Here is a 14,433-nt window from a genome sequence, read left to right as displayed (position 1 = left end):
GGACCCCCTGAGACTCAAGAGGAACGATGTCGAGCGACGAAACGCCGAACGTCCCCGCCCCTCGCAATTCGCGCGAGGCCGTGCGGGAGAAGGCACAGAAGGTGCACGCCCAGCAGTCGCGGGCGCGTCTCATGCGACGGATCATCATCGGTGCGGTCGCGATCATCGCGGTCGGTGCGATCGGGACCGCCGTGACGCTCGCCGTGACCTCGCAGACGTCCAAGCCGCAGCTCAGCCCGAGCGGCATGGAGGCCGACGGCGTCGTGGTGACGGACATCGCCTCCGCCGCGATCGCCGGCACCGCGTCCCCCACGCCGGACCCCGAGCCCGGCGAGGCCGGGGCCAGTGAGACGCCGTCGCCCGAGCCGTCCGCGGCCGGCGCCGTCGAGGTCCACGTCTACGTCGACTACCTCTCGCCCGATGCGGGCAAGTTCGAGCGCGCCAACGCCCGTCTGCTCGCCCAGTGGATCGAGGACGGCGCCGCGACCGTCAGCTACCACCCGGTCGCTCTGCTCACCGCCAGCTCCAACGGCACGAAGTACTCGCTGCGTTCCGCCGCTGCCGCCGCGTGCGTGGCCACCCACTCGCCGGACCAGTTCTACGCCTTCAACCACGACCTGCTCGACGACCAGCCCGACGTGGGCAGCGACGGGATGTCGGACGAGGAGCTCGCCAACCTCGCGGGGGCGGTCGGCGTGGACGACGCCAAGACCGTGCGCTCGTGCATCCAGGACGGCGACTACGTCAACTGGGCCAAGGAGGCCACGACGCGTGCGCTCAAGGGGCCGCTCCCCGGCTCCGACGACCTCGTGCTCACGGCCGCGCCGATGATCGTCGTCAACGGCGAGGCCTACGTCGGCGCGCTGGATGACCCGCAGGAGCTGTCGACGTTCGTCATGTCCGTCGCCAGCGAGGCGTACTACGAGTCCACGTCTCCGACGCCCACCCCGACCGCCACCTCGGCGCCGGCGGAGTAGTCCGTCGCGCGTCCCCGCCATCGCTAAGCTGTGATGGCATCCGCCGACTTGGCGCAATTGGTAGCGCACCGTACTTGTAATACGGGGGTTACGGGTTCGAGTCCCGTAGTCGGCTCCATACGGGAAGGCCCGCATCCCCCGGGAAACACGGGGAATGCGGGCCTTTCGCGCATCTCGGCGAGGAGTGCTGCCCACCTCGCCGGCACCCGGGCCCAGCGCTAGGCTCTGCGCATGAGCGAACCCGCGGACGAGCCCGGCCCGTCGCTGATCCAGCAGCGGCTCGCACTGCAGCGACGGAGGACGTGGGCGATCGTGCTCGCCGTGTTCTGGACGGTGAGCGCCGCCTGGTGGCCGAGCTCTGGTCTTCTGACGGACGCGCGCGCCCTCGATGTGATGCGGGTGGCCGTCGGGGCGGTGAGCGGGGTGTTGGCGATCGCGTACGTGCTCACGGTGAGGCGCGCGCTGCGGGACATCCGAGACTTCGAAGCGCGACACGGAGCAGACGCGGGCCGCCGATAGCCGGCCCGGGTCCCGGAGTCGGCTCTCTCTGGCCGAACCCTTCGCGTGATCGCGACGCCTCTGCGTGCCGTGACGTCCCCCGCTTGCATATCGCGTATCACTTCGGAGGGTGTTATGTTACTGGGGTGCAGGTGGTCGGCACCCCGCCCCGGCCACCTGCGCATCTTTCCGCCCCGCCGCGGGAATGTTCGCGCCGCTCACAGCGGTTGTCTCGGACATGACCCGCATCGGCTCCAGTGACCTCGACGTCTTCCCCCTCGCCCTCGGCGGCAACGTGTTCGGCTGGACCGCCGACCGTGACGCCTCCTTCGCCGTCCTCGACGCCTTCGTCGACGGGGGTGGCGACTTCATCGACACGGCGGACTCCTACAGTGCCTGGGTCCCCGGCAACGAGGGCGGCGAGAGCGAGACGATCATCGGGGCATGGCTCGCGTCGCGGCGGCCCCAGGGCGTCGTCGTGGCGACCAAGGTCAGCCAGCACCCCGCCTTCCGCGGTCTCTCGGCCGGGAACGTCCGTCGGGCGGCCGAAGCGTCGCTCGCTCGCCTCGGAGTGGACGAGATCGACCTCTACTACGCGCACTTCGACGACGAGTCCGTGCCGCTGGAGGAGACGGTCGAGGCGTTCGGCGGCCTCGTCACGGACGGGCTCGTGCGGCACGTGGCGGTGTCGAACTACACGGCCGACCGCATCCGTCAGTGGATCGACATCGCGGACCGACTCGGCGTCGCGCGACCGGTGGCCGTCCAGCCGCACTACAACCTCGTGCATCGCAACGACGTGGAGGACACCATCATCCCCGTCGCCGAGGAGTTCGGGCTGAGCCTCGTGCCGTACTACGCGCTGGCCAGCGGCTTCCTCACCGGCAAGTACCGCTCGACGGACGCCGGGGGAGCGGAGTCCCCGCGGGCCGCCGGCGCCGCGAAGTACGCCACCGCGGCTGGACTTCGGATCATCGAGACGCTGGACGAGGTCGGTGGAGCGCACAGTGCCTCGGTCGCCGCGACCGCCCTGGCCTGGCTGCGCGCGCAGCCGACCGTGGTGGCTCCCATCGCGAGCGCCCGGACGGTGGATCAGGTGCCGGATCTGCTCGCCGGAGCGCGGCTGGAGCTGTCGACGGAGGAGGTCGAGCGCCTGAACCGCGTCTCCGCGTGGACGCCGCCGCAGGGCTGACCCGCTCTCACCGACCGACGAGGCCGAGCCGGTGCGCGAGGATCACGGCGTGGATCCGGTCCCGCGCCCCGAGCTTCGCCAGGATCCGCCCGACGTGCGTCTTCACCGTGGACTCGCCGACGTAGAGGGTCGTCGCGATCTCGGCGTTGGTGAGCCCCTGGCCGATCGCAAGGAACACCTCGCGCTCGCGTTCGGTCAGCGAGCGGTACCCGGCATCCTCGATCTCGTCGACGGGGGAGGCGCCGAGCTGCGGGCCGACGTGCTCGATCAGCATGCGGGTGATCCTCGGCGCCAAGGCGGCGTCCCCGCGGTGCACGGCACGGACGGCGGAGAGCATCTCGTGGCGCTGGGCGTCTTTCAGGAGGAACCCGCTGGCACCGGCCCGGATCGCGCCGAAGGCGTACTCGTCGAGGTCGAAGGTGGTGAGGACGAGCACCTTCGTCTCGGGGTGGGCGCCGACGATGGCCGTCGTCGCCGCGATACCGTCGAGCTCGGGCATGCGGATGTCCATCAGCACGAGGTCGGGGGCGAGCGCGGCGCTCTGCGCGATCGCCGCCTTCCCGTCGGCGGCTTCGCCGATCACGACGATGTCGGGCTCCGCCTCCAGGACCATGCGGAACCCCAGGCGGATCAGCTCCTGGTCGTCGACCAGGAGCACACGGATGGGCGATGTCATGTCTTCCCCTCTCCGCTCGGCGTCACGGCCGGAGCCTCGGACGATGTCGGCAGGACGGCACGGAGGATCCATCGGCCCGCGCCGTCCGGCCGTGACTCCAGTGTGCCGCGGACGTGAGCGGCGCGCTCGAGGAGACCGCGGAGGCCGAAGCCTCCTTCTGCAGGGGAGCCCGCAGCGCCGTCGTTGACGATCTCGACGACCACGGTAGCGGGCGCGTACTCCAGACGCACGGCCGCGGTCGTCGCGGTCGGCGCGTGCCGCATCGCGTTCGTCACCCCCTCCTGCACGATCCGTCCGAGCGCATGGGCGACGTCGGACGAGACATCCGCCTGCCCCGTCGTGGCGAGGGTGACCGGATAACCGGTCCGCTGCGCCGCCGCGACGGTCTCCTGTGGGGAGGCGGGCGAGACCGGCGCGAGGAGGAGTGGGGCGTCGTCGTCTCGCAGCACGCCGAGCATCGCCCGCATCTGCGTGAGCGCGCTGCGGGCGGTGTCCGCCGCGGAGGTGGCCGCCGCACGCGCCTGCTCGCGGTCCGGGGTCGCGGCCGCCCCTTCGGACAGTGCCACGACCACGGTGAGGGAGTGCGACACGATGTCGTGCATCTCCCGCGCGATCCGTGCCCGCTCCGCCGCCGCGGCGAGCTGCGCCTGCTGGTCCCGCTCCACGAGGAGCTGCCGGGAGCGGTCGATGACGGCGTCCAGATAGCGCTTCCGGTTCCCGACGTTCACGCCGATCAGCGTGCCGATGAGCCCGAGCACGACCGTGCCGAGCAGGGCGTTGACCGCCCCCTGGAGCGTGAAGACGCCGGCCCAGAGGAGAAGGCCGGCTCCGGATGCGGTGGCGGCGACGCCGATGCCGAAAGCAGTCCACGCGGCACGGGCGGAGCGGTACACGGCGAGCGAGTACCCGGCGAACAGCAGCAGCGGGCTGCTCCCCGGCAGCACGGTGAACAGCAGGAACACGTCGAGCAGGATCGCCGCGACCGCGGGGAGCCAGGGCTTCCGTCGGCGCCAGAGCAGGGTGGCGGAGGCCGCGACCACGCCCAGCGGCAGCAGGGCGGCGAGCACGAGGCCGATCGGTCCTCTGTCGGTGCCATCGATGCGTGCGGCGGGCGTGATCGTGAGGATGATGCAGAGCAGGGTGAGCAGGACGTCGGCGAGGACGGGATGGCGCGCCCAGAAACGCCGGAACACGCCGGGAGGACGAGGGAGCCGCAGCCCCTCGTCCTCCCGGACGGTGTCCGTTCCGCGTCGCTTCGCCGGCACCGGGTCTCCTACGCGTCGCGCGTGCGGAGGACGGCCCATGCGGCCAGCAGGCCACCGACCACCCAGCAGCCGAGGGTGAGGTAGGCGACCGGAGCATCCAGCGTCGCCGTGTCACCGGGCAGGATCGCGCTCTGCGCGGCGGCGACGGGCAGGTAGGCGGAGGCGTCGATCACCCAGGCCCAGGCCTCTCCCGCCATCGCGAAGAAGCTCGCGACGATCGGCAGGACGAACAGCAGGCCGACGGTCGCCGCGATCGCCCCGGCGCCCGAGCGCAGGACGAAGCCGAACGCCACGCCGATCAGCGCGAAGACGGCCATGGCGAGGGAGGCGACCACGATCGGCAGGACGGAGGCCGCGGGGTCCGACCAGTCGATGCCCTGCTCGCGTCCCGCGACGACGGCGGAGACCGCGGCCGCCGCGGCGCCGAAGATGACCAGCGACGACAGGAACAGGAAGCCCGCGAGCACGAGCGACTTCGCCAGCAGCACGGAGCCGCGGATCGGGTCGGCGGTCAGCGTCGAGCGGATCATGCCCGTGGAGTACTCGCCGGTCACCGAGATCGCTCCGATGATGCCGGCGAGCAGCATCGTGAACTGGATCGGCATGACGACGGCCTGGATCGGGTCGAACCCGGGGGCGTCGATCGCCTGGGCGATGAGGACGGCGATGCCGATCGTGAGCACGGCGGCGATCGCGATGGACCACCACGTCGACCGGAGGGTGATGAGCTTGATCGCCTCACCGCGCACGGCGCGTGCGAAGGTGAGGCGCCGACCCGAGTCGACGGCGGGGGGCGCGACGGCCGGGGTCGTCACGGCGGGGGCGGCGGTCATGAGAGCTCCTTCGTGCGGTACTCGACGGCGTCGCCGGTGAGGGCGAGGTAGGCCTCTTCGAGGGATCCGGTGGTCGGGGTGAGTTCGTGCAGCGGAATCCCGCGCTCCGCGGCGAGGTCGCCGATGCGCGCTGCGGGGAGCCCGGCGATGTCGAGCAGGTCGGGAGCAGCGCTGACGATCTCCACGTCCGGGCCGCCCACCGCGGCCACGAGGTCGGTCGGGCGCGGCGTCCGCACGCGCACGCGGTTCGTCGTCCAGGAGCGGACCAGCTCCGCGAGCGGGGCGTCGGCGAGGACCTTGCCCCGTCCCATCACGATGACGTGGTCGGCGGTCTGGGCCATCTCGCTCATGAGGTGGCTGGACAGCAGGACCGTGCGGCCCTCGGAGGCGGCATGCCGGACGAACTGCCGCACCCAGCGGACGCCCTCCGGATCGAGGCCGTTGACCGGCTCGTCGAGGATGAGGGTGTGCGGGTCGCCGAGAAGCGCGGAGGCGATCCCGAGGCGCTGCCCCATGCCGAGCGAGAACTTCCCGGCGCGCTTGCGGGCGACCGAGCCCATGCCGGCCAGCTCGATGACCTCGTCGACGCGCGACGTCGGGATGCCGTGCGTGGCGGCCATCGCCCGGAGGTGGTCGCGCGCGGTCCGACCGGTGTGCACGGCCTTGGCGTCGAGGAGCACGCCGACCTCGGTGAGGGGCGCGCGGAGCTTGCGGTACTCCCGCCCGGCGACGGTCGCCCGGCCGGCCGACGGACGGTCCAGCCCGACGATCATGCGCATGGTCGTCGACTTCCCTGCGCCGTTCGGTCCGAGGAAGCCGGTGACGGTCCCCGGCTGCACGGTGAAGGACACGCCGTCGACGGCGGTCTTGTCCCCGAATCTCTTGGTGAGGCCTTCTGCGGTGATCATGGTCCCCACGCTACGGATCGCCGGGCCGCGGCGCGTCCTCCCGGAGGACGATTCCCCGGTGCGGTGCCGTCGTCCTCCAGGAGGACGGTGCGGTGGAGGACAGGTGGGCGCGGAGGCTCCGATAGTGTCGAGAGGTGACCGCCGCCCGCCGCCTTCCCGCCCCTGTGGCGCTCGGCGGAGCCGTCGCGATCGGGGTCATGACCGCGATCCAGGCGCGCATCAACGGGGTCCTGGGCGTGCGCGTGGACAACGGCATCGTCGCGGGGTTCCTCTCCTTCGCGGTCGGGCTCGTGGCCCTCGCCGTGGTCATCTCCTTCCTGCCTTCGGCGCGCCGCGGTGCGATGCGTCTCGGTCGCGGTGTCCGGGACCGCCGGATCCCGTTCTGGATGCTCCTCGGGGGAGCCTGCGGCGCGCTCACCGTCTCCACCCAGGGGCTGACGGCGGGCATCCTGGGCGTCTCGCTCTTCACCGTCGGCGTGGTGGCGGGACAGACGCTGCACGGCCTCGTGCTCGACCGCATCGGCTTCGGTCCGGCCGGCGTCGTCGCCGTCACCCCCGGTCGCGTGATGGGCGGCGTCCTCGCGCTCGCCGCGGTCGGGATCTCCCTCTCCGGCGACGTGCTGGCGACCGCTCCGCTGTGGATGCTGCTGCTGCCCTTCGCCGCCGGTGTCGGCATCGCTTGGCAGGCGGCGACGAACGGACGGCTGGCCCAGCGCGTGCAGTCGCCGATCGCCGCCACGCTCATGAGCTTCATCGCCGGCACCCTGGTGCTCGCGGTCGCCGCCGGCATCAGCGTCGCCGTGCGGGGGTGGCCGGCCGCATTGCCGACCGAGCCGTGGCTCTACATCGGCGGCTTCCTGGGGGCGGGGTACATCCTGCTCGGCGCCTTCATCGTCGCCCACACCGGCGTCCTGCTGATGGGCCTGGGCTCGGTGCTCGGACAGCTCGTCACGTCCGTCGTGATCGACCTGCTCTGGCCGGCGCAGGCGGGACCGGCGCTGTGGCAGGTGGTCGCGATGGTGATCGTGGCCGTCGGCTCGGTGCTGGTCGCGGTGCCCTGGCGACGCCGCCGGCTCTAGGAGCGGCTCTTCTTCGCAGCCTTCGCGGCCTTCTTCTTCGCCTTCTTGCGCGCCTTCTTCTCGGCCTTCGCGGCCTTCTTCCTCTCGGCCTCCTGCGCCGGCGCCTCGGCTGCCGCTCGGGCCTCCGGGGAGGGCTTCGGGGGGCGGGTCAGGAGCGCGCGGGCGTCGACGGTCTTGCGACGTCCAGGGCTCTTGCCCTCGGGCTTCGCGCCGACGTAGAGCCAGCCGAGGAGCTCCTCGTCCGACCCCAGTCCGTGCATGCGCGCGACCGGCTCCGAGCGGGTGTAGTGGCCGGTGCGCCAGATGACGCCCCACCCCGCTTCGTCGAGCAGCAGGCTCAGCACATGGGCGACCCCGGAGGCCACCGCCTCCTGCTCCCAGCGCGGCACCTTCTCGCTCGGACGGTAGCTGGCGACCACCGCGATGAGGAGCGGGGCCCGCAGCGGTTTGGTCGACGGCTCCGCATCGCCCTGCGCCTCTGCGATCGCGGCGCCGAGAGCCTCGCGGTCTGTGCCGCGGAGCTCGATCAGACGCCAGGGGCGCAGCGACGAGTGGTCCGCGACGCGGCCGGCGGCGCCGACGAGCGTCACCAGCTCCTCACGGTCGGGAGCCGTGTCGCCGACCTTCGACCAGGACTGCCGGGCGCGAACGGCGTCGAGCGCGCTCACGGCTCGTCGGGCGTGAAGTTCAGCGCGATCGAGTTCATGCAGTAGCGGTCGCCCGTGGGCGTGCCGAAGCCGTCGGGGAAGACGTGCCCGAGGTGCGAACCGCAGTTCGCGCAGCGGACCTCGGTGCGGACCATCCCGAGGCTGTCGTCCTCGAGCAGCTCGACCGCGTCCGGGCGGACCGACTCGTAGAAGCTCGGCCAGCCGCATCCGGAGTCGAACTTGGTGCCGCTCTTGAAGAGCTCCGCACCGCAGGCGCCGCAGGTGTAGAGGCCGGCGCGCTCCTCGTCGAGCAGCTCGCCCGTCCAGGCGCGCTCGGTCGCCGCCTGGCGCAGCACGGCGTACTGCTCCTCGCCGAGCTCTTCGCGCCACTCGTCTTCGGTCTTGTTCACGCTGTAGGGCATCGTGTCCTCCTGAGTCCTCTCCATTCTCTCTCGTGCGGAGCGCCGGTGGCGCTTCGCGTCAGAATGGACGCATGACCGATGCCGTGCAGGAGCGCTACGCCCGGTTCGCGGCGACGGAGGCCCCGGGGCGCAGCGCGCTGTACGCGGAGTGGGCGGCCGGGGTCGCCGCCGACCCGGAGGTGAGGGAGCTGCTGGCCCGGATACCCGCGACCCGCCGACAGCCTCCCCTCGTCTTCGCCGTCTCCCGCCTGCTCGGGGCCGGTCACCGGCCGTATCGGGAGTGGCGTCGGTTCGCCCTCGCGCATGCCGATCGGCTCGTCCAGGAGTGCACCCGCCGGGCCCTGCAGACCAACGAACCGCTCCGGACCGCCGCGCTGCTGCCTGTGCTCTCCGAGATCGACGGGCCGATCGCGCTGCTGGAGATCGGGGCCGCGGCGGGTCTGTGCCTGTATCCCGATCGCTACTCGTACCGCTTCACGGACGCGGACGGTCGGCTCCGTCACGCCCTCGACCCGAGCGTCGGCCCCTCGACGGTGGTCCTGGAGAGCGTCGTGTCGGGTGACCTCCCGCCGCTGCGCCTGCCCGAGGTGGTCTGGCGCGCGGGCATCGACCTCGCCCCGCTGGACGCGGCGGCCGCCGACGACCGGCGCTGGCTCCGCGCGCTCGTGTGGCCCGGAGAGGAGGGGAGGGAGCAGCGCATCACCGCCGCGCTCGACATCGTCGCCGCCGACCCTCCGCTCCTCGTCGCCGGAGACGCGGCCGCCCACCTGGAGGATCTGGCGGCGTCGGCTCCGGCGGACGCCACTCTCGTCATCACCACCCCCGGGGTGCTCGTGCACATCCCGCGGGCGGAGCGGTCGGAGCTGGTCGCGAGGATCGCGGGACTCCCGGCGCACTGGGTCACGATCGACCCGCCGGGCCTCCTCGACGTCTGGGATCCGCCGGTCGCCGCCGAGAGCTGGCCGGGGTTCGTCGTCGCTCACGACGGCCGCGTGCGCGCCGCCGCCGACCCGCTCGGGGCGTGGTGGGAGTGGCGCGCCGAGGATCGCCTGCCGACGACCTAATCTGAGGGCATGTCCGCAGACCACCTCACGGAGCGCGACCGCGCGATCCTCGCCCTGGAGGCCGCCTGGCCGCGGCATGGCGGCATGAAGGAGGAGGTCATCCGCAGCACGCTCGGCATGAGCGCGGCGCGGTACTACCAGCTGCTCGGCCGGCTGATCGACTCCGAGGCCGCGCTCGCGTTCGACCCGATGCTCGTGCGGCGCCTGCGTCGTCTCCGGGACGCCCGCGGCGCCAGGCGGGCCGCGCGGATCCCCGGCTTCACGGGCTGAACGGTCGGCGACCGCGCCGATCGGGCCCGTCGCGGAACGGTTTGCCAGGGACGTGCCGCTAGCATCGAGGGGTGTCCAAGCCCCCCCGTGACCGTTTCGACGAGGTCCCCCGTTCCACCGGACGCGTGGGAGCACACCGCGCCGAAGCCCCGGGCATGAACGGCTGGGTCGTGCTCCTGTGGTCGTTCGTCGCCGCCCTCGTGCTCATCATCGCCGGCATCTTCGGCGCCCTGGCCGTCATGGGACGCATCGAGCTCTTCCCGGATTCCGCGCCCTCCGCGGTGGCCACGCCGGAGGAGACCGGGGTGATCGACCCGACCTACTCGGTGCTCATCCTGAACGCCACCCCGGACAACGGTCTGGACGACCAGATGCGCGACACCCTCATCAACGCCGGATGGGCGGCGGACACGGTGCTCGCCAGCGACAGCGAGAGCGACGACTTCGCCACGACGACCGTCTATTACGTCAGCGCCGAGGATGAGGAGGCCGCCCAGGGCCTCGCCGGAGTCATCGGCGGTGCCGAGGTGCAGCAGAGCGACTACTACGCGGGCCAGACGGAGGACGGGCAGAAGCAGCTCACCATCGTGATCGGTCTCGACCGCGCCGCGTCGGTGCCCGAGACTCCCGCGCCCTGACGCCGGTCTCCCCACCGGACCGCACGGCTTGCACTCGATGGTGTCGAGTGCCAGAATGGCGTTAGCACTCTCTCACTCTGAGTGCTAAACCCACCGTCTACGTCCAGGAGGGACGACAAAACTCATGGCAAAGATCATCGCCTTCGATGAGGAGGCCCGCCGCGGCCTCGAGCGTGGCCTCAACATCCTCGCCGACGCGGTCAAGGTGACCCTCGGCCCGCGTGGTCGCAACGTCGTGCTCGAGAAGAAGTGGGGCGCTCCCACGATCACGAACGACGGTGTCTCCATCGCCAAGGAGATCGAGCTGGACGACCCGTACGAGAAGATCGGTGCGGAGCTCGTCAAGGAGGTCGCCAAGAAGACCGACGACGTCGCCGGTGACGGCACGACGACCGCCACGGTGCTCGCCCAGGCCCTGGTCCGCGAGGGTCTGCGCAACGTCGCGGCCGGCGCCGACCCCATCTCCCTCAAGCGCGGCATCGAGAAGGCCGTCGCCGCGATCACCGAGGAGCTGCTGAGCTCGGCGAAGGAGATCGACTCCAAGGAGCAGATCGCCGCGACCGCCTCCATCTCCGCCGCCGACCCCGCCATCGGCGAGCTCATCGCCGAGGCCATCGACAAGGTGGGCAAGGAGGGCGTCGTCACCGTCGAGGAGTCGCAGACCTTCGGCACCGAGCTCGAGCTCACCGAGGGCATGCGCTTCGACAAGGGCTACCTGAACCCGTACTTCGTCACGGACCCGGAGCGCCAGGAAGCCGTCTTCGAGGACCCGTACATCCTCATCGCGAACCAGAAGGTCTCCAACATCAAGGACCTGCTGCCGATCGTCGACAAGGTGATCCAGGACGGCAAGGAGCTCGTCATCATCGCCGAGGACGTCGAGGGTGAGGCCCTTGCGACCCTCGTGCTGAACAAGCTCAAGGGCATCTTCAAGTCGGTCGCCGTCAAGGCTCCCGGCTTCGGCGACCGCCGCAAGGCGCAGCTGCAGGACATCGCGATCCTCACGGGTGGCCAGGTCATCACCGAAGAGGTGGGCCTGAAGCTCGAGAACGCCACGCTCGACCTGCTGGGTCGTGCGCGCAAGGTCATCGTCACCAAGGACGAGACCACGATCGTCGAGGGTGCCGGTGAGGCCGACCAGATCGAGGGTCGCGTCACGCAGATCCGTCGCGAGATCGAGAACACCGACAGCGACTACGACCGCGAGAAGCTCCAGGAGCGCCTGGCGAAGCTCGCCGGCGGCGTGGCGGTCATCAAGGCCGGTGCGGCGACCGAGGTCGAGCTCAAGGAGCGCAAGCACCGCATCGAGGACGCCGTCCGCAACGCGAAGGCAGCGGTCGAGGAGGGCATCGTCCCCGGTGGTGGCGTCGCGCTCATCCAGTCGGGCACGAAGGCGCTCGACGCCCTGTCGCTCGAGGGCGACGAGGCGACCGGTGCGAACATCGTGCGCGTCGCGATCGAGGCTCCGCTGAAGCAGATCGCGCTGAACGCCGGTCTGGAGCCGGGCGTCGTGGCCAACAAGGTGTCCGAGCTCCCCGCGGGCCAGGGCCTGAACGCGGCCAGCGGCGAGTACGGCGACATGTTCGCACAGGGCATCATCGACCCGGCGAAGGTCACGCGCTCCGCGCTGCAGAACGCCGCGTCGATCGCCGGGCTGTTCCTCACGACGGAGGCCGTCGTCGCGGACAAGCCCGAGAAGGCCGCTGCTCCCGCCGGTGACCCCACGGGTGGCATGGACTTCTGACCCTTCGACAGGTTCAGGGACCCAGGTCTCACACAGAAAGCCCCCGGCTTCGGCCGGGGGCTTTCTGCGTGCGATCAGCGGAACAGGCTCGCGGAGTACTGGTCCGCCTCGGCATGCTGCGTGGCCACGGTGCCGAGCGAGGTGCCGATCCCGTCCAGGACGAGCTCGACGTGCTGCTGGGCGCCCTGCCATTCCTCGGCGCAGCCCTGGAAGGCGGCGGAGGCCGTACCCACCCAGACGGTCTGCAGCTGCCGGAGCTGGGACATGAGGGTGGCGGATTCGGCGCGCAGGCGCTCGATGGTGGCGCGGGTCGCGGCTTCCGCCGCGTGGACGGCGTCGGTGTCGACGGTGAAGACGGTCATGGGATCTCCCTTCGAGGATGCTCCGACGCTACGGGGGCTGCGGTGCCCCCGAAAAGGCGAGCCCGCGTCCGGTCCGGAACCCGGGAGAAGAACGCTCCGCGAGAGGTCTGTGCAGGAGAGAGAACCTAGGGGAGGTCGTCGAGCCGATCCAGCGGCTGCGTGTCCTCGAGGAGATGCTCCGGCGTCGACCGTGCGGGTGCGAGCGGGAGCGTGACCGTGAACGTGGCGCCGCCTCCCGGGCTCTCGGACACCGCGATGTCGCCGTTGAGCGCCTTGAGGATGGAGGCGACGATCGCCAGTCCCAGGCCGGATCCGCCGGTCTCCCGCGCCCGGGACGTGTCCGCGCGCCAGAACCGCTCGAAGATCTGCTCCCGGATCTGCGGTGGCACACCCTCGCCGTGGTCGACGATCGAGATGCTCGCGGTGCCCGCCACCCGGTCGGAGTCCACGACGATCTCGATCGGGCTGTCCGCGGGGGAGAAGCGGCGGGCGTTGCCCAGGAGGTTCGTGACGACCTGACGGACCTTGTTCTCCTCGCCGAGCACGATCGGCGGGGTCCGCACCGGGATGTCGGCCACCTCGGTGAAGTCGATGGCGGGCGGCTGCTCCTGCGGTCGCGCACGGCGACGCAGGCGCGAGAGGGTGGCGCGGGGGCGCGTCTTCGGAGCGGGCTCCGGGGCGATGGGCACGACCGGTGTGCGGATGGGAGCGGTGGGGACGTTCTCGAGCGTGCGGTCGATCACGGAGATGACCCGGCCCGGGGCTGCGGCCCGGACGTCGAGGGCGGCATCGCGAGCGATGGGGCGCAGGTCGAGCGGGACGATCTGCGGCTCGCGCTCCTCGTCGAGCCGTGCGAGCGCGAGCAGGTCCTCCACGAGGACGCCCATGCGGATCGCCTCCTTCTCGATGCGCTCCATCGCGCGGGCGGTGTCCTCCTCGCCCTTGATCGCACCCATGCGATACAGCTCGGCATAGCCGCGGACGCTGACGAGCGGCGTGCGCAACTCGTGGCTGGCGTCGCCGATGAACCGTCGCATGTGCTGCACGGTGCGGTCACGCTGGGCCAGCGAACGGTCCACCCGGTCGAGCATCGTGTTGATGGCCGCATTCAGGCGCCCGACCTCGGTGGTCGGCTCGAGATCCGTGAGCCGCTGCCGGAAGTCGCCGGCGGCGATCGACATGGCGGTCTGCTCGACCTGCCCGAGGCGGCGGAACGTCAGCGTCACCAGGCCCCGGGTGAGTAGAGCCGCGACGAGGATCGTGATGAGGGCGATGGTGATGTAGATGCCGAAGTACTGGCTGATGATGCGGTCGGCCTCGGCGAGGGGGAGAGCCACCATCTGGATGCTCAGGGGGTCGCCCTCCTGCTGCACCACGGCGGCGGCGGCGTGGTAGACGCGGCCGTCCGCGTCCTCCAGCGCGAGCACCTGATCCTCGTTCGCCTGGGCGTCCGACAGGGAGTACTCCGCGGGGAACACCGGTGCGCGACCGGAGGCGCTGGGGGCCGTCGCGCGCAGGGCGCCCTCCGCGTCGTAGACCGCGAAGGAGAAGTCCCGGGGCTTTTCATCCCGCGGCGTGTAGGTGGTGACGCCGTCGATGGTCGTCGTGTCGAAGTAGCGGTCGACGAGGTCGCTGGTCACCAGCGCGGGAAGCTGCGCGTTGATGTTCTCCACGAGGGCGTTCCGCAGCAGCGGCACGGTGCCGATTCCGGCGACGAGGAGACCCAGCGCCAGCACGGCGACCGTGACGCCGGTGACCTTCGCGCGGAGGCTGATGCGCCGCCACCATGCGGTGACCGCATCGGGCTTGTGCGCCATGCGGTCCTCCCTGGTGCGGCGGCGGTGCCGTCGGCCGACGG

16 protein-coding genes and 1 tRNA gene are annotated in these 14,433 nt (G+C 71.4%); 9 read left to right on the top strand and 8 right to left on the bottom strand.

Annotated features, from left to right (window positions below):
• Positions 1 to 26 precede the first annotated feature (26 nt).
• From ACIQID_RS14500 to ACIQID_RS14485, 4 genes are all read left to right on the top strand, one after another.
• A complete protein-coding gene (locus tag ACIQID_RS14500) occupies positions 27 to 977 on the top strand; it encodes a thioredoxin domain-containing protein (protein ID WP_312675423.1) in 951 nt (316 codons plus the stop codon).
• Positions 978 to 1,019: 42 nt separating this feature from the next.
• Positions 1,020 to 1,095, top strand: a tRNA-Thr gene (locus ACIQID_RS14495).
• Positions 1,096 to 1,208: 113 nt separating this feature from the next.
• Positions 1,209 to 1,496, top strand: a complete 288-nt coding sequence (locus ACIQID_RS14490; RefSeq protein WP_400286377.1) for a hypothetical protein — start codon at positions 1,209 to 1,211, stop codon at positions 1,494 to 1,496.
• A gap of 217 nt (positions 1,497 to 1,713) precedes the next feature.
• Positions 1,714 to 2,667, top strand: a complete 954-nt coding sequence (locus ACIQID_RS14485; protein WP_400286374.1) for an aldo/keto reductase — start codon at positions 1,714 to 1,716, stop codon at positions 2,665 to 2,667.
• 7 nt (positions 2,668 to 2,674) lie between these two features.
• Here ACIQID_RS14485 and ACIQID_RS14480 read toward each other — a convergent pair whose 3' ends face one another.
• The 4 genes from ACIQID_RS14480 to ACIQID_RS14465 are packed head-to-tail and all read right to left on the bottom strand — an operon-like array spanning position 2,675 to position 6,349.
• Complete coding sequence (locus tag ACIQID_RS14480) at positions 2,675 to 3,343, bottom strand: response regulator (protein ID WP_400286371.1); 669 nt, start codon at positions 3,341 to 3,343, stop codon at positions 2,675 to 2,677.
• Complete coding sequence (locus ACIQID_RS14475; protein WP_400286368.1) at positions 3,340 to 4,608, bottom strand: sensor histidine kinase; 1,269 nt, start codon at positions 4,606 to 4,608, stop codon at positions 3,340 to 3,342. Before ACIQID_RS14475 ends, ACIQID_RS14480 begins: the two co-directional genes overlap by 4 nt.
• 8 nt (positions 4,609 to 4,616) lie before the next feature.
• Positions 4,617 to 5,441: an ABC transporter permease gene (locus ACIQID_RS14470; RefSeq protein ID WP_400286365.1), complete on the bottom strand. Its 825-nt coding sequence runs from the start codon at positions 5,439 to 5,441 to the stop codon at positions 4,617 to 4,619.
• On the bottom strand, positions 5,438 to 6,349 hold the full coding sequence (locus tag ACIQID_RS14465; protein ID WP_400286362.1) for an ABC transporter ATP-binding protein: 912 nt from the start codon (positions 6,347 to 6,349) through the stop codon (positions 5,438 to 5,440). Before ACIQID_RS14465 ends, ACIQID_RS14470 begins: the two co-directional genes overlap by 4 nt.
• A 164-nt stretch (positions 6,350 to 6,513) precedes the next feature.
• On the opposite strand from ACIQID_RS14465, the gene ACIQID_RS14460 reads away from it, so the two are divergent.
• A complete protein-coding gene (locus ACIQID_RS14460) occupies positions 6,514 to 7,428 on the top strand; it encodes a DMT family transporter (protein ID WP_331202183.1) in 915 nt (304 codons plus the stop codon).
• On the opposite strand, the gene ACIQID_RS14455 is transcribed toward ACIQID_RS14460, so the two are convergent.
• Both ACIQID_RS14455 and msrB read right to left on the bottom strand, forming a co-directional pair.
• Positions 7,425 to 8,096: a nitroreductase family protein gene (locus tag ACIQID_RS14455; protein ID WP_400286359.1), complete on the bottom strand. Its 672-nt coding sequence runs from the start codon at positions 8,094 to 8,096 to the stop codon at positions 7,425 to 7,427. The two genes, ACIQID_RS14460 and ACIQID_RS14455, sit on opposite strands and share 4 nt — an antisense overlap.
• Positions 8,093 to 8,497, bottom strand: coding sequence for a peptide-methionine (R)-S-oxide reductase MsrB (gene msrB / locus ACIQID_RS14450; RefSeq protein ID WP_312675412.1), 405 nt, complete (start codon positions 8,495 to 8,497; stop codon positions 8,093 to 8,095). Before msrB ends, ACIQID_RS14455 begins: the two co-directional genes overlap by 4 nt.
• Before the next feature lie 71 nt (positions 8,498 to 8,568).
• Between msrB and ACIQID_RS14445 the strand changes: the two genes are divergently transcribed.
• From ACIQID_RS14445 to groL, 4 genes are all read left to right on the top strand, one after another.
• Positions 8,569 to 9,561, top strand: a complete 993-nt coding sequence (locus ACIQID_RS14445; RefSeq protein ID WP_400286355.1) for a DUF2332 family protein — start codon at positions 8,569 to 8,571, stop codon at positions 9,559 to 9,561.
• Positions 9,562 to 9,570: 9 nt separating this feature from the next.
• Positions 9,571 to 9,831 (top strand): DUF3263 domain-containing protein, encoded by a 261-nt coding sequence (locus ACIQID_RS14440; protein WP_312675410.1) that lies wholly within the window; start codon positions 9,571 to 9,573, stop codon positions 9,829 to 9,831.
• 71 nt (positions 9,832 to 9,902) lie between these two features.
• On the top strand, positions 9,903 to 10,469 hold the full coding sequence (locus ACIQID_RS14435; RefSeq protein ID WP_331201946.1) for a LytR C-terminal domain-containing protein: 567 nt from the start codon (positions 9,903 to 9,905) through the stop codon (positions 10,467 to 10,469).
• Between the two features lie 124 nt (positions 10,470 to 10,593).
• Positions 10,594 to 12,213, top strand: a complete 1,620-nt coding sequence (gene groL, locus ACIQID_RS14430; RefSeq protein ID WP_136051540.1) for a chaperonin GroEL — start codon at positions 10,594 to 10,596, stop codon at positions 12,211 to 12,213.
• Between the two features lie 74 nt (positions 12,214 to 12,287).
• Here the strand turns inward: groL and ACIQID_RS14425 are convergent, their stop codons facing one another.
• Together ACIQID_RS14425 and ACIQID_RS14420 are read right to left on the bottom strand one after the other, a co-directional pair.
• Positions 12,288 to 12,575, bottom strand: a complete 288-nt coding sequence (locus tag ACIQID_RS14425; RefSeq protein WP_400286351.1) for a WXG100 family type VII secretion target — start codon at positions 12,573 to 12,575, stop codon at positions 12,288 to 12,290.
• A 125-nt stretch (positions 12,576 to 12,700) separates the two neighbouring features.
• Positions 12,701 to 14,392 carry a HAMP domain-containing sensor histidine kinase gene (locus ACIQID_RS14420; protein WP_331201945.1) on the bottom strand — a complete coding sequence of 564 codons (1,692 nt, stop codon included), beginning with the start codon at positions 14,390 to 14,392 and terminating at the stop codon, positions 12,701 to 12,703.
• Positions 14,393 to 14,433: the final 41 nt, after the last annotated feature.

It is taken from the genome of Microbacterium sp. NPDC091676, assembly GCF_044756645.1.
Classification (GTDB): Bacteria; Actinomycetota; Actinomycetes; order Actinomycetales; family Microbacteriaceae; genus Microbacterium; species Microbacterium paraoxydans_D.
This window is presented reverse-complemented; position numbering and strand designations above follow the sequence as displayed.

What these genes read in the sequence shown, in the direction of transcription:
- ACIQID_RS14440 (WP_312675410.1), top strand. Translation starts at nt 9,571, where the DNA reads ATGTCCGCAGACCACCTCACGGAGCGCGACCGCGCGATCCTCGCCCTG.
- ACIQID_RS14465 (WP_400286362.1), bottom strand. Translation starts at nt 6,349, where the DNA reads ATGATCACCGCAGAAGGCCTCACCAAGAGATTCGGGGACAAGACCGCC.
- ACIQID_RS14490 (WP_400286377.1), top strand. Translation starts at nt 1,209, where the DNA reads ATGAGCGAACCCGCGGACGAGCCCGGCCCGTCGCTGATCCAGCAGCGG.
- ACIQID_RS14425 (WP_400286351.1), bottom strand. Translation starts at nt 12,575, where the DNA reads ATGACCGTCTTCACCGTCGACACCGACGCCGTCCACGCGGCGGAAGCC.
- groL (WP_136051540.1), top strand. Translation starts at nt 10,594, where the DNA reads ATGGCAAAGATCATCGCCTTCGATGAGGAGGCCCGCCGCGGCCTCGAG.
- ACIQID_RS14470 (WP_400286365.1), bottom strand. Translation starts at nt 5,441, where the DNA reads ATGACCGCCGCCCCCGCCGTGACGACCCCGGCCGTCGCGCCCCCCGCC.
- ACIQID_RS14420 (WP_331201945.1), bottom strand. Translation starts at nt 14,392, where the DNA reads ATGGCGCACAAGCCCGATGCGGTCACCGCATGGTGGCGGCGCATCAGC.
- ACIQID_RS14480 (WP_400286371.1), bottom strand. Translation starts at nt 3,343, where the DNA reads ATGACATCGCCCATCCGTGTGCTCCTGGTCGACGACCAGGAGCTGATC.
- ACIQID_RS14500 (WP_312675423.1), top strand. Translation starts at nt 27, where the DNA reads ATGTCGAGCGACGAAACGCCGAACGTCCCCGCCCCTCGCAATTCGCGC.
- ACIQID_RS14485 (WP_400286374.1), top strand. Translation starts at nt 1,714, where the DNA reads ATGACCCGCATCGGCTCCAGTGACCTCGACGTCTTCCCCCTCGCCCTC.
- msrB (WP_312675412.1), bottom strand. Translation starts at nt 8,497, where the DNA reads ATGCCCTACAGCGTGAACAAGACCGAAGACGAGTGGCGCGAAGAGCTC.
- ACIQID_RS14445 (WP_400286355.1), top strand. Translation starts at nt 8,569, where the DNA reads ATGACCGATGCCGTGCAGGAGCGCTACGCCCGGTTCGCGGCGACGGAG.